The 15,420-nt window shown below is 47.6% G+C and carries 21 protein-coding genes and 1 tRNA gene; 8 read left to right on the top strand and 14 right to left on the bottom strand.

Annotation, left to right across the window (positions count from 1 at the left end):
* Positions 1-262: 262 nt before the first annotated feature.
* The gene (locus tag ACT53G_RS08280; RefSeq protein ID WP_228518840.1) at positions 263-463 is read left to right on the top strand and encodes an ANTAR domain-containing protein; all 201 of its coding nucleotides are present in this window, start codon (positions 263-265) and stop codon (positions 461-463) included.
* A 147-nt stretch (positions 464-610) separates the two neighbouring features.
* Positions 611-686, top strand: a tRNA-Val gene (locus ACT53G_RS08275).
* A 24-nt stretch (positions 687-710) separates the two neighbouring features.
* Here the strand turns inward: ACT53G_RS08275 and radC are convergent.
* On the bottom strand, positions 711-1,385 hold the full coding sequence (gene radC / locus ACT53G_RS08270; RefSeq protein WP_338655367.1) for a RadC family protein: 675 nt from the start codon (positions 1,383-1,385) through the stop codon (positions 711-713).
* 18 nt (positions 1,386-1,403) lie between these two features.
* Complete coding sequence (locus tag ACT53G_RS08265; RefSeq protein WP_275356353.1) at positions 1,404-2,171, bottom strand: hypothetical protein; 768 nt, start codon at positions 2,169-2,171, stop codon at positions 1,404-1,406.
* Positions 2,172-2,271: 100 nt separating this feature from the next.
* Between ACT53G_RS08265 and coaBC the strand changes: the two genes are divergently transcribed.
* From coaBC to rpmG, 5 genes are all read left to right on the top strand, one after another.
* The gene (gene coaBC / locus ACT53G_RS08260) at positions 2,272-3,468 is read left to right on the top strand and encodes a bifunctional phosphopantothenoylcysteine decarboxylase/phosphopantothenate--cysteine ligase CoaBC (protein WP_379074633.1); all 1,197 of its coding nucleotides are present in this window, start codon (positions 2,272-2,274) and stop codon (positions 3,466-3,468) included.
* A gap of 102 nt (positions 3,469-3,570) precedes the next feature.
* Positions 3,571-5,751, top strand: coding sequence for a TonB-dependent receptor family protein (locus ACT53G_RS08255; RefSeq protein WP_476169139.1), 2,181 nt, complete (start codon positions 3,571-3,573; stop codon positions 5,749-5,751).
* A 124-nt stretch (positions 5,752-5,875) separates the two neighbouring features.
* Complete coding sequence (gene dut / locus ACT53G_RS08250) at positions 5,876-6,328, top strand: dUTP diphosphatase (RefSeq protein ID WP_194748713.1); 453 nt, start codon at positions 5,876-5,878, stop codon at positions 6,326-6,328.
* A gap of 95 nt (positions 6,329-6,423) precedes the next feature.
* The gene (gene rpmB / locus ACT53G_RS08245) at positions 6,424-6,660 is read left to right on the top strand and encodes a 50S ribosomal protein L28 (protein ID WP_018986249.1); all 237 of its coding nucleotides are present in this window, start codon (positions 6,424-6,426) and stop codon (positions 6,658-6,660) included.
* Between the two features lie 31 nt (positions 6,661-6,691).
* Entirely contained in the window at positions 6,692-6,847 is a 156-nt protein-coding gene (gene rpmG / locus ACT53G_RS08240) for a 50S ribosomal protein L33 (RefSeq protein WP_013441158.1), read from the top strand.
* 68 nt (positions 6,848-6,915) lie between these two features.
* Here rpmG and ACT53G_RS08235 read toward each other — a convergent pair whose 3' ends face one another.
* Together ACT53G_RS08235 and mgtE are read right to left on the bottom strand one after the other, a co-directional pair.
* A complete protein-coding gene (locus ACT53G_RS08235) occupies positions 6,916-8,208 on the bottom strand; it encodes a mechanosensitive ion channel family protein (RefSeq protein WP_476169138.1) in 1,293 nt (430 codons plus the stop codon).
* A gap of 10 nt (positions 8,209-8,218) precedes the next feature.
* Positions 8,219-9,676 (bottom strand): magnesium transporter, encoded by a 1,458-nt coding sequence (gene mgtE / locus ACT53G_RS08230; RefSeq protein WP_194748715.1) that lies wholly within the window; start codon positions 9,674-9,676, stop codon positions 8,219-8,221.
* Between the two features lie 78 nt (positions 9,677-9,754).
* Here mgtE and ACT53G_RS08225 point away from each other — a divergent pair, with 78 nt between their 5' ends.
* Positions 9,755-10,003 carry a glutaredoxin family protein gene (locus ACT53G_RS08225; RefSeq protein WP_338655395.1) on the top strand — a complete coding sequence of 83 codons (249 nt, stop codon included), beginning with the start codon at positions 9,755-9,757 and terminating at the stop codon, positions 10,001-10,003.
* 42 nt (positions 10,004-10,045) lie between these two features.
* Here the strand turns inward: ACT53G_RS08225 and rplQ are convergent, their stop codons facing one another.
* The 10 genes from rplQ to rpmD form a co-directional block, all read right to left on the bottom strand.
* The gene (rplQ, locus tag ACT53G_RS08220) at positions 10,046-10,432 is read right to left on the bottom strand and encodes a 50S ribosomal protein L17 (protein ID WP_476169137.1); all 387 of its coding nucleotides are present in this window, start codon (positions 10,430-10,432) and stop codon (positions 10,046-10,048) included.
* A gap of 33 nt (positions 10,433-10,465) precedes the next feature.
* Positions 10,466-11,452 carry a DNA-directed RNA polymerase subunit alpha gene (locus ACT53G_RS08215; protein ID WP_194748718.1) on the bottom strand — a complete coding sequence of 329 codons (987 nt, stop codon included), beginning with the start codon at positions 11,450-11,452 and terminating at the stop codon, positions 10,466-10,468.
* 56 nt (positions 11,453-11,508) lie between these two features.
* Positions 11,509-12,138 carry a 30S ribosomal protein S4 gene (rpsD, locus tag ACT53G_RS08210; RefSeq protein ID WP_194748719.1) on the bottom strand — a complete coding sequence of 210 codons (630 nt, stop codon included), beginning with the start codon at positions 12,136-12,138 and terminating at the stop codon, positions 11,509-11,511.
* Positions 12,139-12,185: 47 nt separating this feature from the next.
* Complete coding sequence (rpsK, locus tag ACT53G_RS08205) at positions 12,186-12,575, bottom strand: 30S ribosomal protein S11 (RefSeq protein WP_018986256.1); 390 nt, start codon at positions 12,573-12,575, stop codon at positions 12,186-12,188.
* A 39-nt stretch (positions 12,576-12,614) separates the two neighbouring features.
* Positions 12,615-12,977, bottom strand: coding sequence for a 30S ribosomal protein S13 (gene rpsM, locus ACT53G_RS08200; RefSeq protein ID WP_194748720.1), 363 nt, complete (start codon positions 12,975-12,977; stop codon positions 12,615-12,617).
* Positions 12,978-13,085: 108 nt separating this feature from the next.
* Positions 13,086-13,199 carry a 50S ribosomal protein L36 gene (gene rpmJ / locus ACT53G_RS08195; protein ID WP_081620790.1) on the bottom strand — a complete coding sequence of 38 codons (114 nt, stop codon included), beginning with the start codon at positions 13,197-13,199 and terminating at the stop codon, positions 13,086-13,088.
* A gap of 24 nt (positions 13,200-13,223) precedes the next feature.
* Positions 13,224-13,442, bottom strand: a complete 219-nt coding sequence (gene infA, locus ACT53G_RS08190; protein WP_194748721.1) for a translation initiation factor IF-1 — start codon at positions 13,440-13,442, stop codon at positions 13,224-13,226.
* A 3-nt stretch (positions 13,443-13,445) separates the two neighbouring features.
* Positions 13,446-14,759 (bottom strand): preprotein translocase subunit SecY, encoded by a 1,314-nt coding sequence (gene secY / locus ACT53G_RS08185; protein WP_018986259.1) that lies wholly within the window; start codon positions 14,757-14,759, stop codon positions 13,446-13,448.
* A 24-nt stretch (positions 14,760-14,783) separates the two neighbouring features.
* A complete protein-coding gene (gene rplO, locus ACT53G_RS08180) occupies positions 14,784-15,221 on the bottom strand; it encodes a 50S ribosomal protein L15 (RefSeq protein WP_275356358.1) in 438 nt (145 codons plus the stop codon).
* 2 nt (positions 15,222-15,223) lie between these two features.
* Positions 15,224-15,418 carry a 50S ribosomal protein L30 gene (gene rpmD, locus ACT53G_RS08175; protein WP_019881237.1) on the bottom strand — a complete coding sequence of 65 codons (195 nt, stop codon included), beginning with the start codon at positions 15,416-15,418 and terminating at the stop codon, positions 15,224-15,226.
* Positions 15,419-15,420: the final 2 nt, after the last annotated feature.

Raw genomic sequence — 15,420 nt, 5'->3', positions numbered from 1 at the left:
CTGCACTGTAACAAAAAGCGCTCATCTGCGCAAAACTCTACACAGGCCCACTCCCCCTTGCGAACTGGTGCAACTGCACTGCGGTGGTGCAGACTAGTTAGAACAGCACCGCCATCAAAAAAGAAAGGTCCCGCCTGTTTCCTGATTAGAATCATATTGTTATCAAAGCTTATCCAGCTGGCATACAGTTTGCTAAAACTCTAGCAGTAATAATCTGATTAAACGATCAATGAGACCACCCAATTCTGTTATGGCTTCTGGCATGCCTCCCGTTCCACGCGACATTCTGAGTCTTGAAGACCAGAAGTTGGTGGATAGCGCGCGTGACATTCTCATGCATCAGCGCGATCTCAGCGAAGACCAGGCTTATTCACTCCTGGCTGAAATGGCTTTTAAGCGTAAAACCGGCATCGCCGATATTTCGCTACAGTTAGTTAACATCACCAAACGACTCACCACCTAAAGCCACCATCCTTGCGCCTGAATCGTCCTTGACGGTTTCGGGTGATCCATCAGCCGCGTCAACATCTGCAGTCTTTCACATTTATTCCGGGCAACTGCTTGCACTAAAAAAGAGTTTCGGTATAATGCGCGCTTCGTTGCAAGGCACGGGTGCTTAGCTCAGTTGGTAGAGCGTCGCCCTTACAAGGCGAATGTCAGCGGTTCGACCCCGTTAGCACCCACCACTCCCAGCCTTCAGCAGATCAGCTTCAAATCATCCCCTGTTCGCTAAAAGAAAACGTCTCCTGCTTGGCGACGATAATGTGATCCAGCACTTTCACATCCACCAGCATCAACGCTTCTTTCAAACTGTGGGTTAATTGCTCATCGGCTCGACTCGGACTGGCGACCCCACCGGGATGATTATGGCTCAGGATCACCGCGGCCGCATTGAGCGCCAGCGCGCGTTTAACCACCTCACGCGGATAAACATTGGTTTGCATCAAGCTGCCTTCGAATAAGGTTTCATAGGCGATCAGCCGATTTTGCGCATCTAAAAACAAAATACCAAACACTTCGCGCTGCAAGGCCGACAGTTGTAACTGCAAATAATCCTTCACCTGGCGTGGCGAGCGAAAACTGTCATTTTGCTGCAAGGTTTCGCCCAAGGCCCGCTTGCTCATTTCCAGCACCGCCTGCAACTGGCAATATTTACTCACCCCCATGCCAGACACCCGTGACATCTGTTTAAGATCTGCTGAAAACACGCCATTCAGGCTATGAAAATGTTGCAACAACTCTCTCGCCAAATCCACAGCGGTTTTACCAGCCACCCCAACACGCAAGAAAATCGCCAATAATTCTGCGTCCGATAATGACACTGCGCCGGTGCGCAGCAATTTTTCGCGTGGCCGTTCCTGTTCCGGCCAATCTGTAATTGCCATGTTGCCCCCCTTTATCGCCTAATGCAGCCAACCGATCTCACGTGCTGTCGGTCGACCAATCACCACTTCATCCAAACTTTTTGCCATGCGCGAGGTTTGCGCAGATTGAGGGATCTGGCCCGCCATCAGCTCGGCCATGGATTGCGGATACAGCGGCTGGGCATAGGGCTCTGCATATCCTTGCGGAAACTGGGGCTGATGGGTGTTGAGGTCGTATTTATCTGTGGCACTCAGGGTATGCAGCAGCTCATGCGCCACAATGACAGCATTCACAGAGTGCTGGCTGTTTTCGGCAAACAAATTGACACGGCCGATGCGGCCTTTGTGCAAGGCGGTGGAGTGACGTAAATGCCGTTGCCGGGCCGGATCGTGATAGAGCAAATACAACTTGATGTCTAGCGGGACACCAACCTCCGGCTGATGCCGCCAGCCAAACCAGCGAAATTGCAGACTCCACAAAATAATCTCATGCAACGGCGCACTCACTGCAGGTGGCGCAGGCGGCACCTGATGAATTTCCGGGCCAAGATAAAACGTGATTGGCCGCCTCAAGGGCAATTGATATTTGGCAGCCTCCCGCGAGAAAAAGGCCGCCAACTGTTCAAAATCCTCAGCCCGCAAACTGGCAATATACGCGGCTGAAGTCGCAGAGCCATCGGCATTGACCGGATATAAAGCCACCTTGAGCGGATGCCGCCATTGCAGGACTTCGTACTCTTGCCAAAGCTGCAATAAAGCCGCACTCACCACTACTACCCAAAAGAAAATTCGGACTGTCTTTATCATGCCTGCCACCCAAAGGATGGATAGATGTTAACATGTTTAAAGACAGCCGGCGGCGCTCAAAAATGCTTCGATGCGCGCTTTTGCAGTTAAAATACTTGCCATGAACGCGATCTACGCAAAACCTTTAAATATTCTACTGGGCGTCACTGGCGGCATCGCTGCTTACAAAACAGCAGAATTGGTGCGCTTGCTGATTAAACAAGGCCACCGTGTACAAGTGGTGATGACTGAAGCAGCCACCCACTTTATCACCCCAACCACCTTGCAAGCCTTGTCCGGGCAACCTGTGTTTATAGATAGCTGGGATCAGCGTATCGCCAATGGCATGCCGCACATTGAGCTCAGCCGTCAGGCAGATGCCATCCTGGTTGCACCAGCCAGTGCCGATTTTATGGCCAAACTGGCGCATGGCTTTGCCAACGACCTGCTCTCCACCTTATGCCTTGCACGTGAGTGCCCACTTCTGGTTGCACCCGCCATGAACAGACAAATGTGGGAGAATGCGGCGACCCAGCGCAACGTGCAACAACTCAGGCAAGATGGCGTCACCGTCCTGGGGCCGGATAGCGGTGAGCAGGCATGTGGCGAAGTCGGACAAGGCAGAATGCTGGAGCCGGATCACCTGCTGGAGGCCCTCACCCGTTTTTTCACACCCAAGTTATTGGCTGGAAAAAACATCCTGATAACCGCAGGTGCGACCATGGAAATGCTGGATCCGGTACGTGGCATCACCAACCTGAGCAGTGGCAAAATGGGCTTTGCTCTGGCGCAAGCCGCCACCCGCATGGGCGCAACGGTCACGCTAGTCTATGGTCACCATCAAGTCACGCCTCCCGAAGTCAGCCAAGCCTGCTTCGCGGGCAGCGCCGGTGAGATGTATCAAACCGTGATGCAGCATATAGCCAACCAAGATGTATTTATTGCCGTCGCCGCCGTGGCCGACTACCGGCCACAACAAATATCAGAACAGAAACTGAAAAAGAGTGAGTCTACACTCACCTTAGCGCTGATCAAAAACAAAGACATTCTGGCAGATATCGCGTCCTTGCCTAATCCGCCTTATTGTGTCGGTTTTGCAGCAGAGTCAGAACAAATACTCGAACACGCCCGACAAAAACGGCTGGCGAAGCGGATTCCCATGATTGTGGCGAATCATGCCAATTCGGCCATGGGCAGCGACCACAACACGGTGACCATCATAGATGATCAAGCTGAAACACCCCTGCAAGCTGATGAAAAAATCAATATCGCGTTCGAGATTCTCTGCCACCTGCATGCGAGACTTGATCCACATTAAATATCTTCAGGCCTCCTCAGTATTTTCATGAAAATACTGAGGAGGGAAAGCTTACGCACAGCTTACAATCGCGCGATTCGATTTTAAGTAGAAAGTTTGAACATGCGCGTATTCCGCTTCACGCCTTTATCGATGGCCATCGCAACCGCCTTCACCGCCCCAACCAGTGGATTGGCAGATGAAGAAAAAGCCGTCACCCTGTCTCCGATTGTGGTCACAGCCACCCGACAAGCACAAAACAGCTTTGACCTCCCGGTCGCGATTGACGTCGTAGAGCAAAAAAACATCAAAGATGGCCAACTGCAAATCAACCTCTCGGAAAGTCTGATTCGCGTACCTGGCATTACCGCGCAAAATCGCACGCAGCAGGCGCAAGATCCACAAATTTCCAGCCGGGGTTTTGGTGCACGTTCATCGTTTGGGGTGCGCGGCATTCGTATTTATGTCGACGGCATCCCGCTGACCATGCCAGATGGCCAAGGCCAACCCGGCGTAGTTGACCTGTCAGCAATTAAAAGTATAGAAGTCATGCGCGGGCCATTCTCTTCGCTTTACGGCAACTCGTCCGGTGGCGTAATTCAAATGTTCACCCAAGATGCCCCTGCAACGCCAACACTAGGTGCAACCGCAATGTTTGGCAGCTATGACACCAAACGCAACATCCTCGAAGCCTCCGGCCAGCTTGAAGGGATGGAATACATGCTGAATGTTTCTAACTTTGAGTCTGATGGTTACAGAGCGAATAGCGCAAGCAACAAGCAGATGGCTACTGCCAAATTCAAATTCAACCTCACAGAAGATACCAAAGTCACCACTTTAGTTAACTGGTTCGATCAGGAAGCACAGGACCCTCTGGGATTGGATCGTGCGCGTGCATTCTCAAACTCAACACGTAAAGACGTGGTCCCCGCTGCTTTATTCGCTAATACCAGTGTGAAAAGAGACCACACCCAAGTGGGATTTAATATTGAGCATGCGTTTAACGCAAATAATAAAATCACAGTCACGCCCTACGTTGGCAACAGAAATAATGCGCAAATTTTAACAACAACTGCAACAGCTACTGTTTTACGTGGATCAGGCTCAGCCACAAACTTTTGTAGTTCATCTGATCCACTTCGTGGCACCTGCGCAAGATTGAGTACAATTAATAGAGAGTTCTACGGCACAGATGCAAGATGGGACAATAGCGGTTATTTGGCCAATCTTCCTTACAAGCTGAGTTTGGGGATGACCTATGGAAAATCTTCTGATGATCGTTTGGATACGAATATTCTGAACAATGGTTTTAATGTCAATAGCCTCAATCGGGATGAAGTCAACGAGGTCAGCAACTTCGATCAATACATTCAAACCAACTTGAGCCTGAGTCCAACATTGGACATTCATGCAGGCGCACGCCATACAAAAGTCAGACTGCAGGTCAAAGACCAGCTATTAAGTGTGAATGGTGATAACAGTGGCTCAGTTGACTATCAAAAAACAACGCCTGTCATTGGCGTGATATGGAAAGCCAATGAAAAAATTAACTTGTATGCCAACTTTGGCAAGGGCTTTGAAACACCGACATTTATTGAAGCTGCTTTCGACAATGTGACTACAGGTGTTGCCAGTAAACCCAACCTTACCTTGAAAGCTGCCGAAAGCCGTAATATTGAGTTAGGTGCTAAAGCCTTTATTACTGATAACGTCAGAGCGAACCTAACGCTATTTAAGGTGGATACTGACAACGAAATCGTTACCAGACAGACAGTCTCCGGCAGATCAAGCTACCAAAATGCAGGGCATACAAAACGTACCGGGATTGAAGCTTCGCTAGATGCTAATCTTGAAAACAATATTACAGCCTTCGCATCCTATACCCTGCTCAATGCAAAATTTGAAGATCCATTCACCACTGTGATTAATGCAGCTGGGACAACAGGAACAGTGAACGCTGGCAACCGCATTCCAGGTACTTACAAGTCACAAGTTTATGGCGAACTTGCATGGAGACATCCTGCGCTGGGATTCTTCTCGGCCCTGGAAGGCCGCTACAATAGCCAGGTGTATGTCAACGACATCAACTCCGACAAAGCGCCTTCTTACACAATCTTCAATGTGCGTGCAGGTTTCGAGCAAACCCTCAGCAACTGGAGATTTAAAGAATATTTGCGCCTTGAAAACATCACCGACAAAAATTATATAGGGGCGGTACGCGTCAATGATGGCAATGGCTTATTCTTTGAGCCTGCCGCTGGTCGCAATTATTTGCTGGGCTTGAGCGCTCAGTACAAGTTTTAATCCATTAAGCGCCGCTTAAAAAGCCAGCATCCGCTGGCTTTTTTATTGAATAGCCTTGCCGCGATTAGTGATTTTCGACGCCATTTCGTGTTTAATAGCGCAATCAGTTTCTGGAGCCAGTCGCATGTCAATTACCGTAGACCTTAAAATCCTTGATCCTCGTTTGCATCATATGATGCCAAGTTACGCGACACCTGGGTCTGCAGGGCTGGATTTAAGAGCGTGTATTGAACATACGCAAACCATACAAGCGGGGGAGACCATCATGATCCCAACTGGTATGGCGATTCATATCGATAACACTTATTACGCTGCCATGATTCTGCCGCGCTCTGGCTTGGGCCATAAACATGGCATCGTATTGGGCAACTTAGTAGGCCTGATTGACTCTGACTACCAGGGGCAGCTGCTGGTCTCGTGCTGGAACCGCAGTAAAGAACCGTTTATTTTGAACCCGATGGAACGGATCGCGCAGATGGTGATTGTGCCGGTAGTGCAGGCAGATTTTCATATCGTGGATGAATTTACCAGCAGTGAGCGCGGTGAAGGCGGCTTTGGCAGCACAGGCAAGCACTAATTATTTGAAAAGTTGCAATAATTGCTTGCTTTGATCATAGATTTCAATCTATAATCTCGCTCTTTCTGAAAAGATAAAAGTATTTGGAGACAACCATGGCACGTGTATGTCAGGTAACCGGTAAAAAACCAATGGTGGGTAACAACGTTTCCCACGCACAAAACAAAACAAGACGTCGTTTCTTGCCTAACTTGCAAAACCGTAAGTTTTGGGTTGAGAGCGAAAACCGCTGGGTAAGCCTGCGCATTACTAACGCCGCTTTGCGTACCATCGACAAAAATGGTATCGATGCAGTATTGGCTGATTTGCGCGCTGCTGGCGAAAAAATCTAACTCGCAGCACTAGTGAGCAAAGGACAATATCATGCGTGAAAAAATCAAATTGGAATCCAGTGCTGGTACAGGTCATTTCTATACCACCACTAAAAACAAACGTACCATGCCAGAGAAAATGGAGATCAAAAAATTTGATCCAGTTGCTCGCAAGCATGTCATGTACAAAGAAACTAAATTAAAATAATTTTAGTTTCAAATGTTTAATAAAAAAGCCTGCATATGCAGGCTTTTTTATTGGCCGTGATTCATAGTTTATTCATCGCCATTAACAGCGTTTGAAGAGGAAATAATACGGACCTCCTGCTGTGGATATGGAATCCGAATATTATTGGCTTTAAAGCGCCGCCAAATCTCATAATAAATGTCACTTTGTAATTTGGCTGTCCCTTCCTCAGGATTTGGAACCCAAACCGCCAATACTAAATCAATGCCGTTCTGACCAAATGACTTGATTGTCACATCTACCGCCGTATCATGCTGTATGGTGCGCTCATGTGTTCTGCCGATTTCTTTTAATAACTGTATTGCCAGATCAAGATCGCTTTCATAGGAGATCTGAATAGGAATAGGCACCTTGGCTGTATGTACTGCAGAGGTATGATTGATTACCACATCCGTAATCATCTTCTCGTTAGGAATGATGATTTCTGTCGAATCGGGCTTCTGCAGGATCATGTAACGAGAGCGCAACTCTTGCACAATACCATGATGCTCCCCAATGGTAATCAGGTCACCCATGTGCAGAGACTTATCCATCAAAATGATAAAGCCGCTCACGTAGTTACTGGCGATCTTTTGTAAGCCAAACCCCAACCCAACACCGAGCGCGCCGCCAAAGACGGACAACATGGTGACATCTATGCCCACCGCCGCCATGGACATCAGCAAGGCAATCACAATCGCCACCATGCGCACCAACTTGACCATAATCACGCGCCAGTTGCCATTGATATTGGTAGCAGCCATCAAGCGCATCTCAATAATGCGGCTCAGCCACAATGCCACCAGCATGGTAATGATGATGGTCAGACTGCCTTGAAGCAGCAACAACAGGTTCAGCTTCTGCTTGCCGACAGTGAATTTCACGTCTTCGAGAACCTGCAATGCCGGATCGAGAAAACCGCTGATATGCAAAGCAACAATGACCCAGACACACCAGGCGATCACGCGCTCAAACGAATGCAGCCAGGCGCCAGGTGAAAAGACATAACGCAATACATAAACAAAACTGCGAATCACCACCATCGCCAGCAGCATGCGCACTGACAGCTTGATCAGCCCCACATGCATCCAATGCTCCAGGCTGAGCCGGGTAATCAGTAACATTAAAAATGCGACCAGAGGAAAAAACAGCCGCTCAATTCCGCCCAGTAGTATTTTGTACACGATGTTTACGCGCCCTGCCGCAATTTGCTTGCGTAAGTGCAGATTTAACAGCCCGCTGACAGCAAGCACGGCACCAATGATGAATAATTGCCATAACGCCGACACCGAGCTCAGGTCGTGCGCAATTTCTTTCCAGAGAATATCAATATCGCTATCCATGTATTACCGCTTATAACAAGAAGATGGTGGCCAGGCCGAGAAAAATCATAAAGCCGCCGCTGTCGGTGATTGCCGTAATGAGGACGCTGGATCCCACGGCGGGGTCACGATCCAGTTTATTCATCACCAAAGGAATGGTGACGCCAATAATGGCCGCCAACAACAAATTAAGAGTCATCGCTGACATCATGACCAGCCCCAAGGCCGCGCTATGATAGAGCCAAAAAGCGATCAGGCCGAGCACACTGCCCCAGATTAAGCCATTCAGCAAAGCCACGCCCATCTCTTTTTGCAACAGAGACTTCATGTGATAGCCAGAAATCTGCCCCAAAGCCAGACCGCGTACAATCATGGTGGTGGTTTGGTTGCCGGAATTGCCGCCTATGCCGGCAACAATCGGCATCAGTGCAGCCAACGCAACAATTCGCTCAATACTACCCTCAAACAAGCCAATGACTCGGGAAGCAACCAGCGCCGTCACCAAGTTAATTGCCAACCACGCCCAACGGTTTTGCACCGACTTCCAGATAGAAGCAAAGAAGTCTTCTTCTTCGCGCAAACCAGCCAAAGACAGCATATCCGCCTCTGCCTCTTCACGAATGATATCCATCACCGTATCCACGGTAATCCTGCCGACCAGCTTGCGATTATTATCTACCACCGGGGCAGTCACCAGGTCATAACGTTCAAACGCCATCGCCGCCTGGTCCGCCATATCCTCAGGGTGAAACACCACAGCATCGGTAGACATGATATCGCCGACTTTGGTCTCCGGATCATTCAGAATAATACGCTTGAGTGGCAACACCCCTTGCAGGATGTCATCGCGATTAATGACAAACAACTTGTCGGTATGGTCGGGAAACTTAGGTAACCTGCGGAGATAGCGCAAGACCACTTCCAGCGTGATATCGTCCCGAATGGTCACAATATCAAAATCCATGATCGAACCGACCGTATCATCAGGATAAGACAGCGCAGACTGCAAACGCTCACGATGCTGTGTATCCAGGCTATACAGCAAGTCCTGCAATACATCTTTAGGTAAATCAGGCGCAAGATCAGCCAACTCATCGGTATCAAGCTGCTCGGCGGCGGCGAGCAACTCTTCGCTATCCATGTCAGCAATCAGCGTCTGGCGCACCGCATCGGATACTTCGAGCAAAATCTCGCCATCACGTTCTGCTTTTACCAGGTCCCAAACCATTAAACGATCGTCTAATGGCAGCGATTCCAAGATATAGGCAACGTCGGCCGGATGTAGCTGATCCAATTTGTGCTGCAGCACATTTAAATTCTGCTTGTGTACCAGCGTCTCAACCAGATCATGATTCGGCATATCCTGCCTATGCACAACATGCTCAACCAGCTTGTGTTTACCCAATAAATGGATCACTTGCTGCAAAGTCTCACTGAGGCTTTCTTTGCCTTCAATTACTTTTTCATCATGTTCGTGAATTTCTGTCATGCAGGATCCAATATTGAGCAGCCGTTATTTTTTGCAGGTATTATTGTACAAAGCGTTGATGACACTACCTAGACTTTTATGCAAAAGCCATTGATATTATTTGGCACCGTTGGGTGCCATCTCTGTGAGGATGCAGAGCGTATTTTGCAGGCCTTAAAACTGCCTTACCAATACGTAGACATTATTGAAGATGAAAAATTGCTAGAACGCTATCAAATCAGCATTCCAGTATTGTTAGAAAACACGTCAGATCAGGAGAATATACTGGCTTGGCCTTTTAATAGCGAACAAGTCAGTCAATGGCTGTTATCGCATCGTACCAAATAAAAAAGCCAGCGATTGCTGGCTTTTTTATTGATGCGTCAGAACTTACTCTGCAGCTGGTGCTTCTGCAACTTCTGGACGGCCTACCAACTCAACAAACGCCATAGGCGCATTGTCACCGTTGCGGAAACCACATTTCAGAATACGCAGATAACCACCATTGCGTGCATTGTAACGTGGACCCAGTTCACCGAACAGTTTACCAACGATGTCACGGTCACGCAGACGGCTGAACGCCAAACGACGGTTTGCCAGTGTAGGTGTTTTACCTAAAGTGATCAGAGGCTCAGCGTACTTACGCAGCTCTTTTGCTTTTGGCAAAGTTGTTTTGATCACTTCGTGACGCAGCAAAGAGGTCACCATGTTGCGGAACATGGCAGCACGGTGGCTGCTGGTTCTGTTCAATTTACGATTGCTATTACCGTGACGCATAGTAATTTCCTTAAGTATTTATCTTATTAGAAATTAAGCTTTTTCCAAGCCAACAGGTGGCCAGTTTTCCAGCTTCATTCCCAGTGTTAAGCCTTTGGAGGCCAACACATCTTTAATTTCATTCAATGATTTTCTACCCAGGTTAGGCGCCTTCAGCAATTCGTTTTCAGTACGCTGAATCAGATCACCAATGTAGAAAATGTTTTCTGCTTTGAGGCAGTTGGCAGAACGTACTGTCAATTCCAGATCATCTACTGGACGCAACAGGATAGGATCTACCTGTGGAGCTGCTTTCACTTCAACGTCAGCAGAAGCACCTTCCAGGTTCGCAAATACAGACAACTGACCAATCAGGATACGTGCAGCATCACGAATCGCCTGCTCAGGCTCGATGATACCGTTGGTTTCCACATCCATAATCAGCTTGTCGAGGTCAGTACGCTGCTCAACACGGGCACTTTCAACATGATAGCTGACTTTGTTGATCGGGCTGAAAGACGCATCCACCATCATGAAGCCCAACACACGGTCTTCATCGTTGGCTTTTTGACGCGCTGGGACAGGTTGATAACCACGACCCATTTCAACTTTCACTTCCAGGTTCAGCTTACCGCCTTTAGTGATGTTAGCAAGGATATGATTTGGGTTCACAATCTCAGCATCATGACCCACTTCAAAATCACCCGCTGTCACAATCCCTTCACCGCTTTTGCTCAAAACCAGAATGGTTTCAGTTTTGTTGTGCAGTTTTAAAGCAACACCTTTGAGGTTGAGCAAGATATCAACAACATCTTCTTGCACACCTTCGATAGTGGAGTACTCATGTACGACACCATCAATTTTTACTTCAGTAATGGCAAAACCCGGAATGGAAGAGAGCAAGACTCTTCTTAACGCATTACCCAAGGTATAGCCAAAGCCACGTTCCATTGGCTCCAAAGTCACACGTGCGCGGAGTGGCGTTATCACTTCAACGTCAACAACACGTGGCTTCAAATAATCTGTAGGGTTATTTTGCATACAATTCCTTGAAGTAATTGGGTATTAAAAAATAAACCTTAGCCTAGACTAAGCGATTACTTAGAATACAATTCAACGATCAATGATTCATTGATGGTAGCAGGCAACTCATCACGCTGAGGTTTAGCCTTAAACTTACCAGACAATGCTTTGACGTCGACTTCCAACCACTCAGGGAAACCACGCTGCTCAGCTGCTTCAACAGCTGCTTTAATACGCAATTGTGTTTTTGCTTTATCAGCCACAGAAATCACATCACCAGCCTTCACTTGATAGGAAGGAACGTTTACGCGCTTGCCGTTAACCAAAATAGCGTTATGACGGACCACTTGACGTGCTTCTGAGCGAGAACCAGCCAAACCCATGCGGTATGCAACGTTGTCCAAACGGGACTCCAGCAACTGCAACAGGCTCTCACCAGTAATGCCTTTTTGACGGTCAGCTTCCGCGTAGTAAGTACGGAATTGACCTTCCAATACGCCGTAGATACGACGTACTTTTTGTTTCTCACGCAGTTGGACACCATAGTCTGACAAACGTGAGTTACGGCGTTGACCATGCTGACCTGGTGCGAAGTTGCGCTTTTCGATCGCGCATTTGTCTGTAAAGCATTTTTCTGCTTTCAGAAACAGCTTTTCACCTTCACGACGGCATTGACGGCATTTAGGGTCTAAATTTCTAGCCAAAATAGTTCTCCAGTAATCGATTCGCTAATCTGTGACAGCGAAATGAATTAAATTCTGCGTTTTTTCGGTGGACGGCAACCGTTATGAGGTACCGGGGTCACATCCGTAATGCTAGTGATTTTGAAACCAGCAGCATTCAACGCACGCACAGCAGATTCACGACCTGGACCTGGCCCTTTAATACGCACTTCCAGATTCTTCACACCAGACTCCTGAGCGGCTTTACCAGCCACCTCAGAAGCTACCTGAGCAGCAAATGGAGTACTCTTACGTGAACCTTTAAAACCTTGACCACCGGAAGTAGCCCATGACAATGCATTGCCTTGACGATCGGTAATCGTGATAATCGTGTTGTTAAAAGAAGCGTGCACGTGGGCAATACCCTCGGCAATATTCTTTTTAACTTTTTTTCTAACGCGTACATTAGCTTTTGCCATGTTGTACTGTCCTTAATATTTACTTTTGTTCAATAAAGATTATTTAGCTTGTTTGATCGCTTTAACCGGACCTTTGCGTGTACGCGCATTGGTTTTGGTACGCTGACCGCGCACTGGCAAACCACGACGATGGCGAATACCGCGGTAGCAACCCAAGTCCATCAAACGTTTGATATTCATGGTCACTTCACGACGCAAATCACCTTCTACAGTGTATTTAGCCACTTCGTCACGCAGCTTCTCTACTTCTGCATCGCTCAAGTCTTTAACCTTTACAGTAGTTAAAACACCAGCTGCAGCACAGATCTTCTGCGCAGTATCGCGACCAATACCATAAATAGAGGTCAACGCAATTTCTGCATGTTTGTGGTTTGGGATATTTACCCCGGCAATACGAGCCATACTTAAACTCCAATAATCAATCGTTTTTCACGATCAAACTTGTGCGTAGAAAAGAAAAGCCGCATATTATATCAGCTTCACTATGCTCTCACAAGCAATTGTTTACCATTAACCTTGACGTTGTTTATGACGTGGGTCAGTACAAATAATGCGAACAACACCGCGACGTCTTACGACTTTACAGTTACGGCATAATGTTTTAACTGATGCGCGAACTCTCATCTTACTTTCCTTTAATTAATTCACTTACTTTGCGCGGAATGTAATTCGCGCACGGGTTAAATCATAAGGGGTCATCTCAACCGTGACTTTGTCACCTGGCAGAATACGGATGTAATGCATACGCATTTTGCCTGAAATGTAACCAAGTACTGTATGACCATTTTCCAGTTTCACTTTAAAAGTTGCATTCGGGAGATTTTCAACAATCTCCCCCTGCATCTCAATGCGATCCTCTTTTGCCATCTTCTACTTACCCGTCCCCTTAAAGTTTGCCTTTTTCAGCAAGCCTTCATACTGTTGCGACATCAGATGAGATTGCACCTGCGTCATAAAGTCCATCGTCACAACAACGATAATCAACAATGAAGTTCCACCAAAATAGAACGGGGTATTAAATTTCAACACTAAAAACTCTGGCAATAAACAAACCAGCGTAATGTACAGCGCACCAATCAATGTCAAACGACCCATGATGCGGTCAATATATTTTGCGGTTTGCTCACCTGGGCGAATACCTGGCACAAATGCGCCACTCTTCTTCAGGTTATCTGCAGTTTCCTTGGGATTGAACACCAATGCCGTGTAGAAAAAAGCAAAAAACAAAATCGCTGCAGCAAACAACAAGATATATAAGGGCTGACCAGGCGACAGTTTTGCACTGACGTCCTTGAGCCAATACATGTGCTCACTGCTACCAAACCAACCAGCTAAAGTAGCCGGGAATAAAATAATACTTGAAGCAAAAATCGGTGGAATCACACCAGACATATTTAGCTTCAAAGGCAAATGCGTCGATTGACCGCCGTAAATGCGGTTACCAACCTGACGCTTTGCGTAATTCACTGTGATTTTGCGTTGACCGCGCTCAACAAAAACCACCAGCGCTGTCACTAAAATCACTGCCACAAACAGGAACATCACTAATGGAATAGAGAATGCGCCTGTTTTAGCCAAATCCAAGGTGCTACCAATTGCATGCGGCAAGCCCGCTACAATCCCGGCAAAAATAATGATAGAAATACCATTACCAATGCCACGCTCGGTAATCTGCTCACCCAACCACATCAGGAACATCGTCCCGGCCACCAGTGTGGTAACTGCAGTGATGCGGAAAGCAAAGCCAGGATCCAATACCAGACCAGCCTGACCTTCAAGTGCGATCGCAATACCCAGCGCCTGGAAAGTCGCTAACAATACCGTGCCGTAACGCGTGTACTTCGTGATCTGGCGTCTACCAGCTTCACCTTCTTTTTTCAGCTGCTCCAACTGTGGTGAAACCACCGTGAGCAACTGCATAATAATCGACGCAGAAATGTAGGGCATGATCCCCAAGGCAAATACGGTAAAACGCGACAGCGCCCCACCGGAGAACATGTTAAACATGCCCAAAATGCCATCTTTCTGCGTGTCGAACAACTGCTTCAACACCGTAGGATCAATGCCTGGCACTGGAATATGTGCACCGAGGCGGTAAACCACCAATGCACCCAACAAGAACCACAAACGGCTTTTTAATTCGCCAAGTTTGCCAACGGAACTTAAGATATTATCCTGTGCCAAGCTGATACTCTCTTTTGACTACGTTTATACTTCCAGCACTTTGCCGCCAGCTGCTTCAATGGCTGCCTTAGCACCTTTGGTCAACAACAACCCTTGCACTTGCACCTTGGCTGAAACTTCACCAGACAGATAGACTTTCACTGCCTTCACAGCAGCTGGAACCAATTTCGCTGCTTTCAATGCCAAGATATCAACCACCTCAGCATCAACCAAAGCCAACTCGCTAGTACGAATACGTGCGGTGTCTGCATGAGTCAGGGAGTTAAAACCACGTTTAGGCAAGCGACGTTGCAAAGGCATTTGACCGCCTTCAAAACCTACTTTATGGAAACCGCCAGCACGGGATTTTTGACCTTTGTGACCACGGCCACCAGTTTTACCCAAGCCAGAACCAATCCCACGACCTAAACGACGAGGTGCTTTTTTTGCGCCTGCAGCAGGCTTAATCGTGTTTAATTGCATGATTATTCAACCTTCAAAAGATAACTCACAGCGTTGATCATGCCGCGAATTTCAGGAGTGTCCTGCACTTCTACAGTGTGGTGCATACGACGCAAACCCAAGCCACGAACAGTAGCTTTGTGTGCTTCAATACGACCAATCAAACTTCTTACCAGCGTCACTTTCAAAGTAGCGCTTTCTTTTTTTGCTTTAGCCATGA

This window comes from Methylophilus sp. DMC18 (assembly GCF_056314005.1).
The sequence above is the reverse complement of the archived record's forward strand: the minus strand, read 5'-3'. Positions and strand labels throughout refer to the sequence as shown.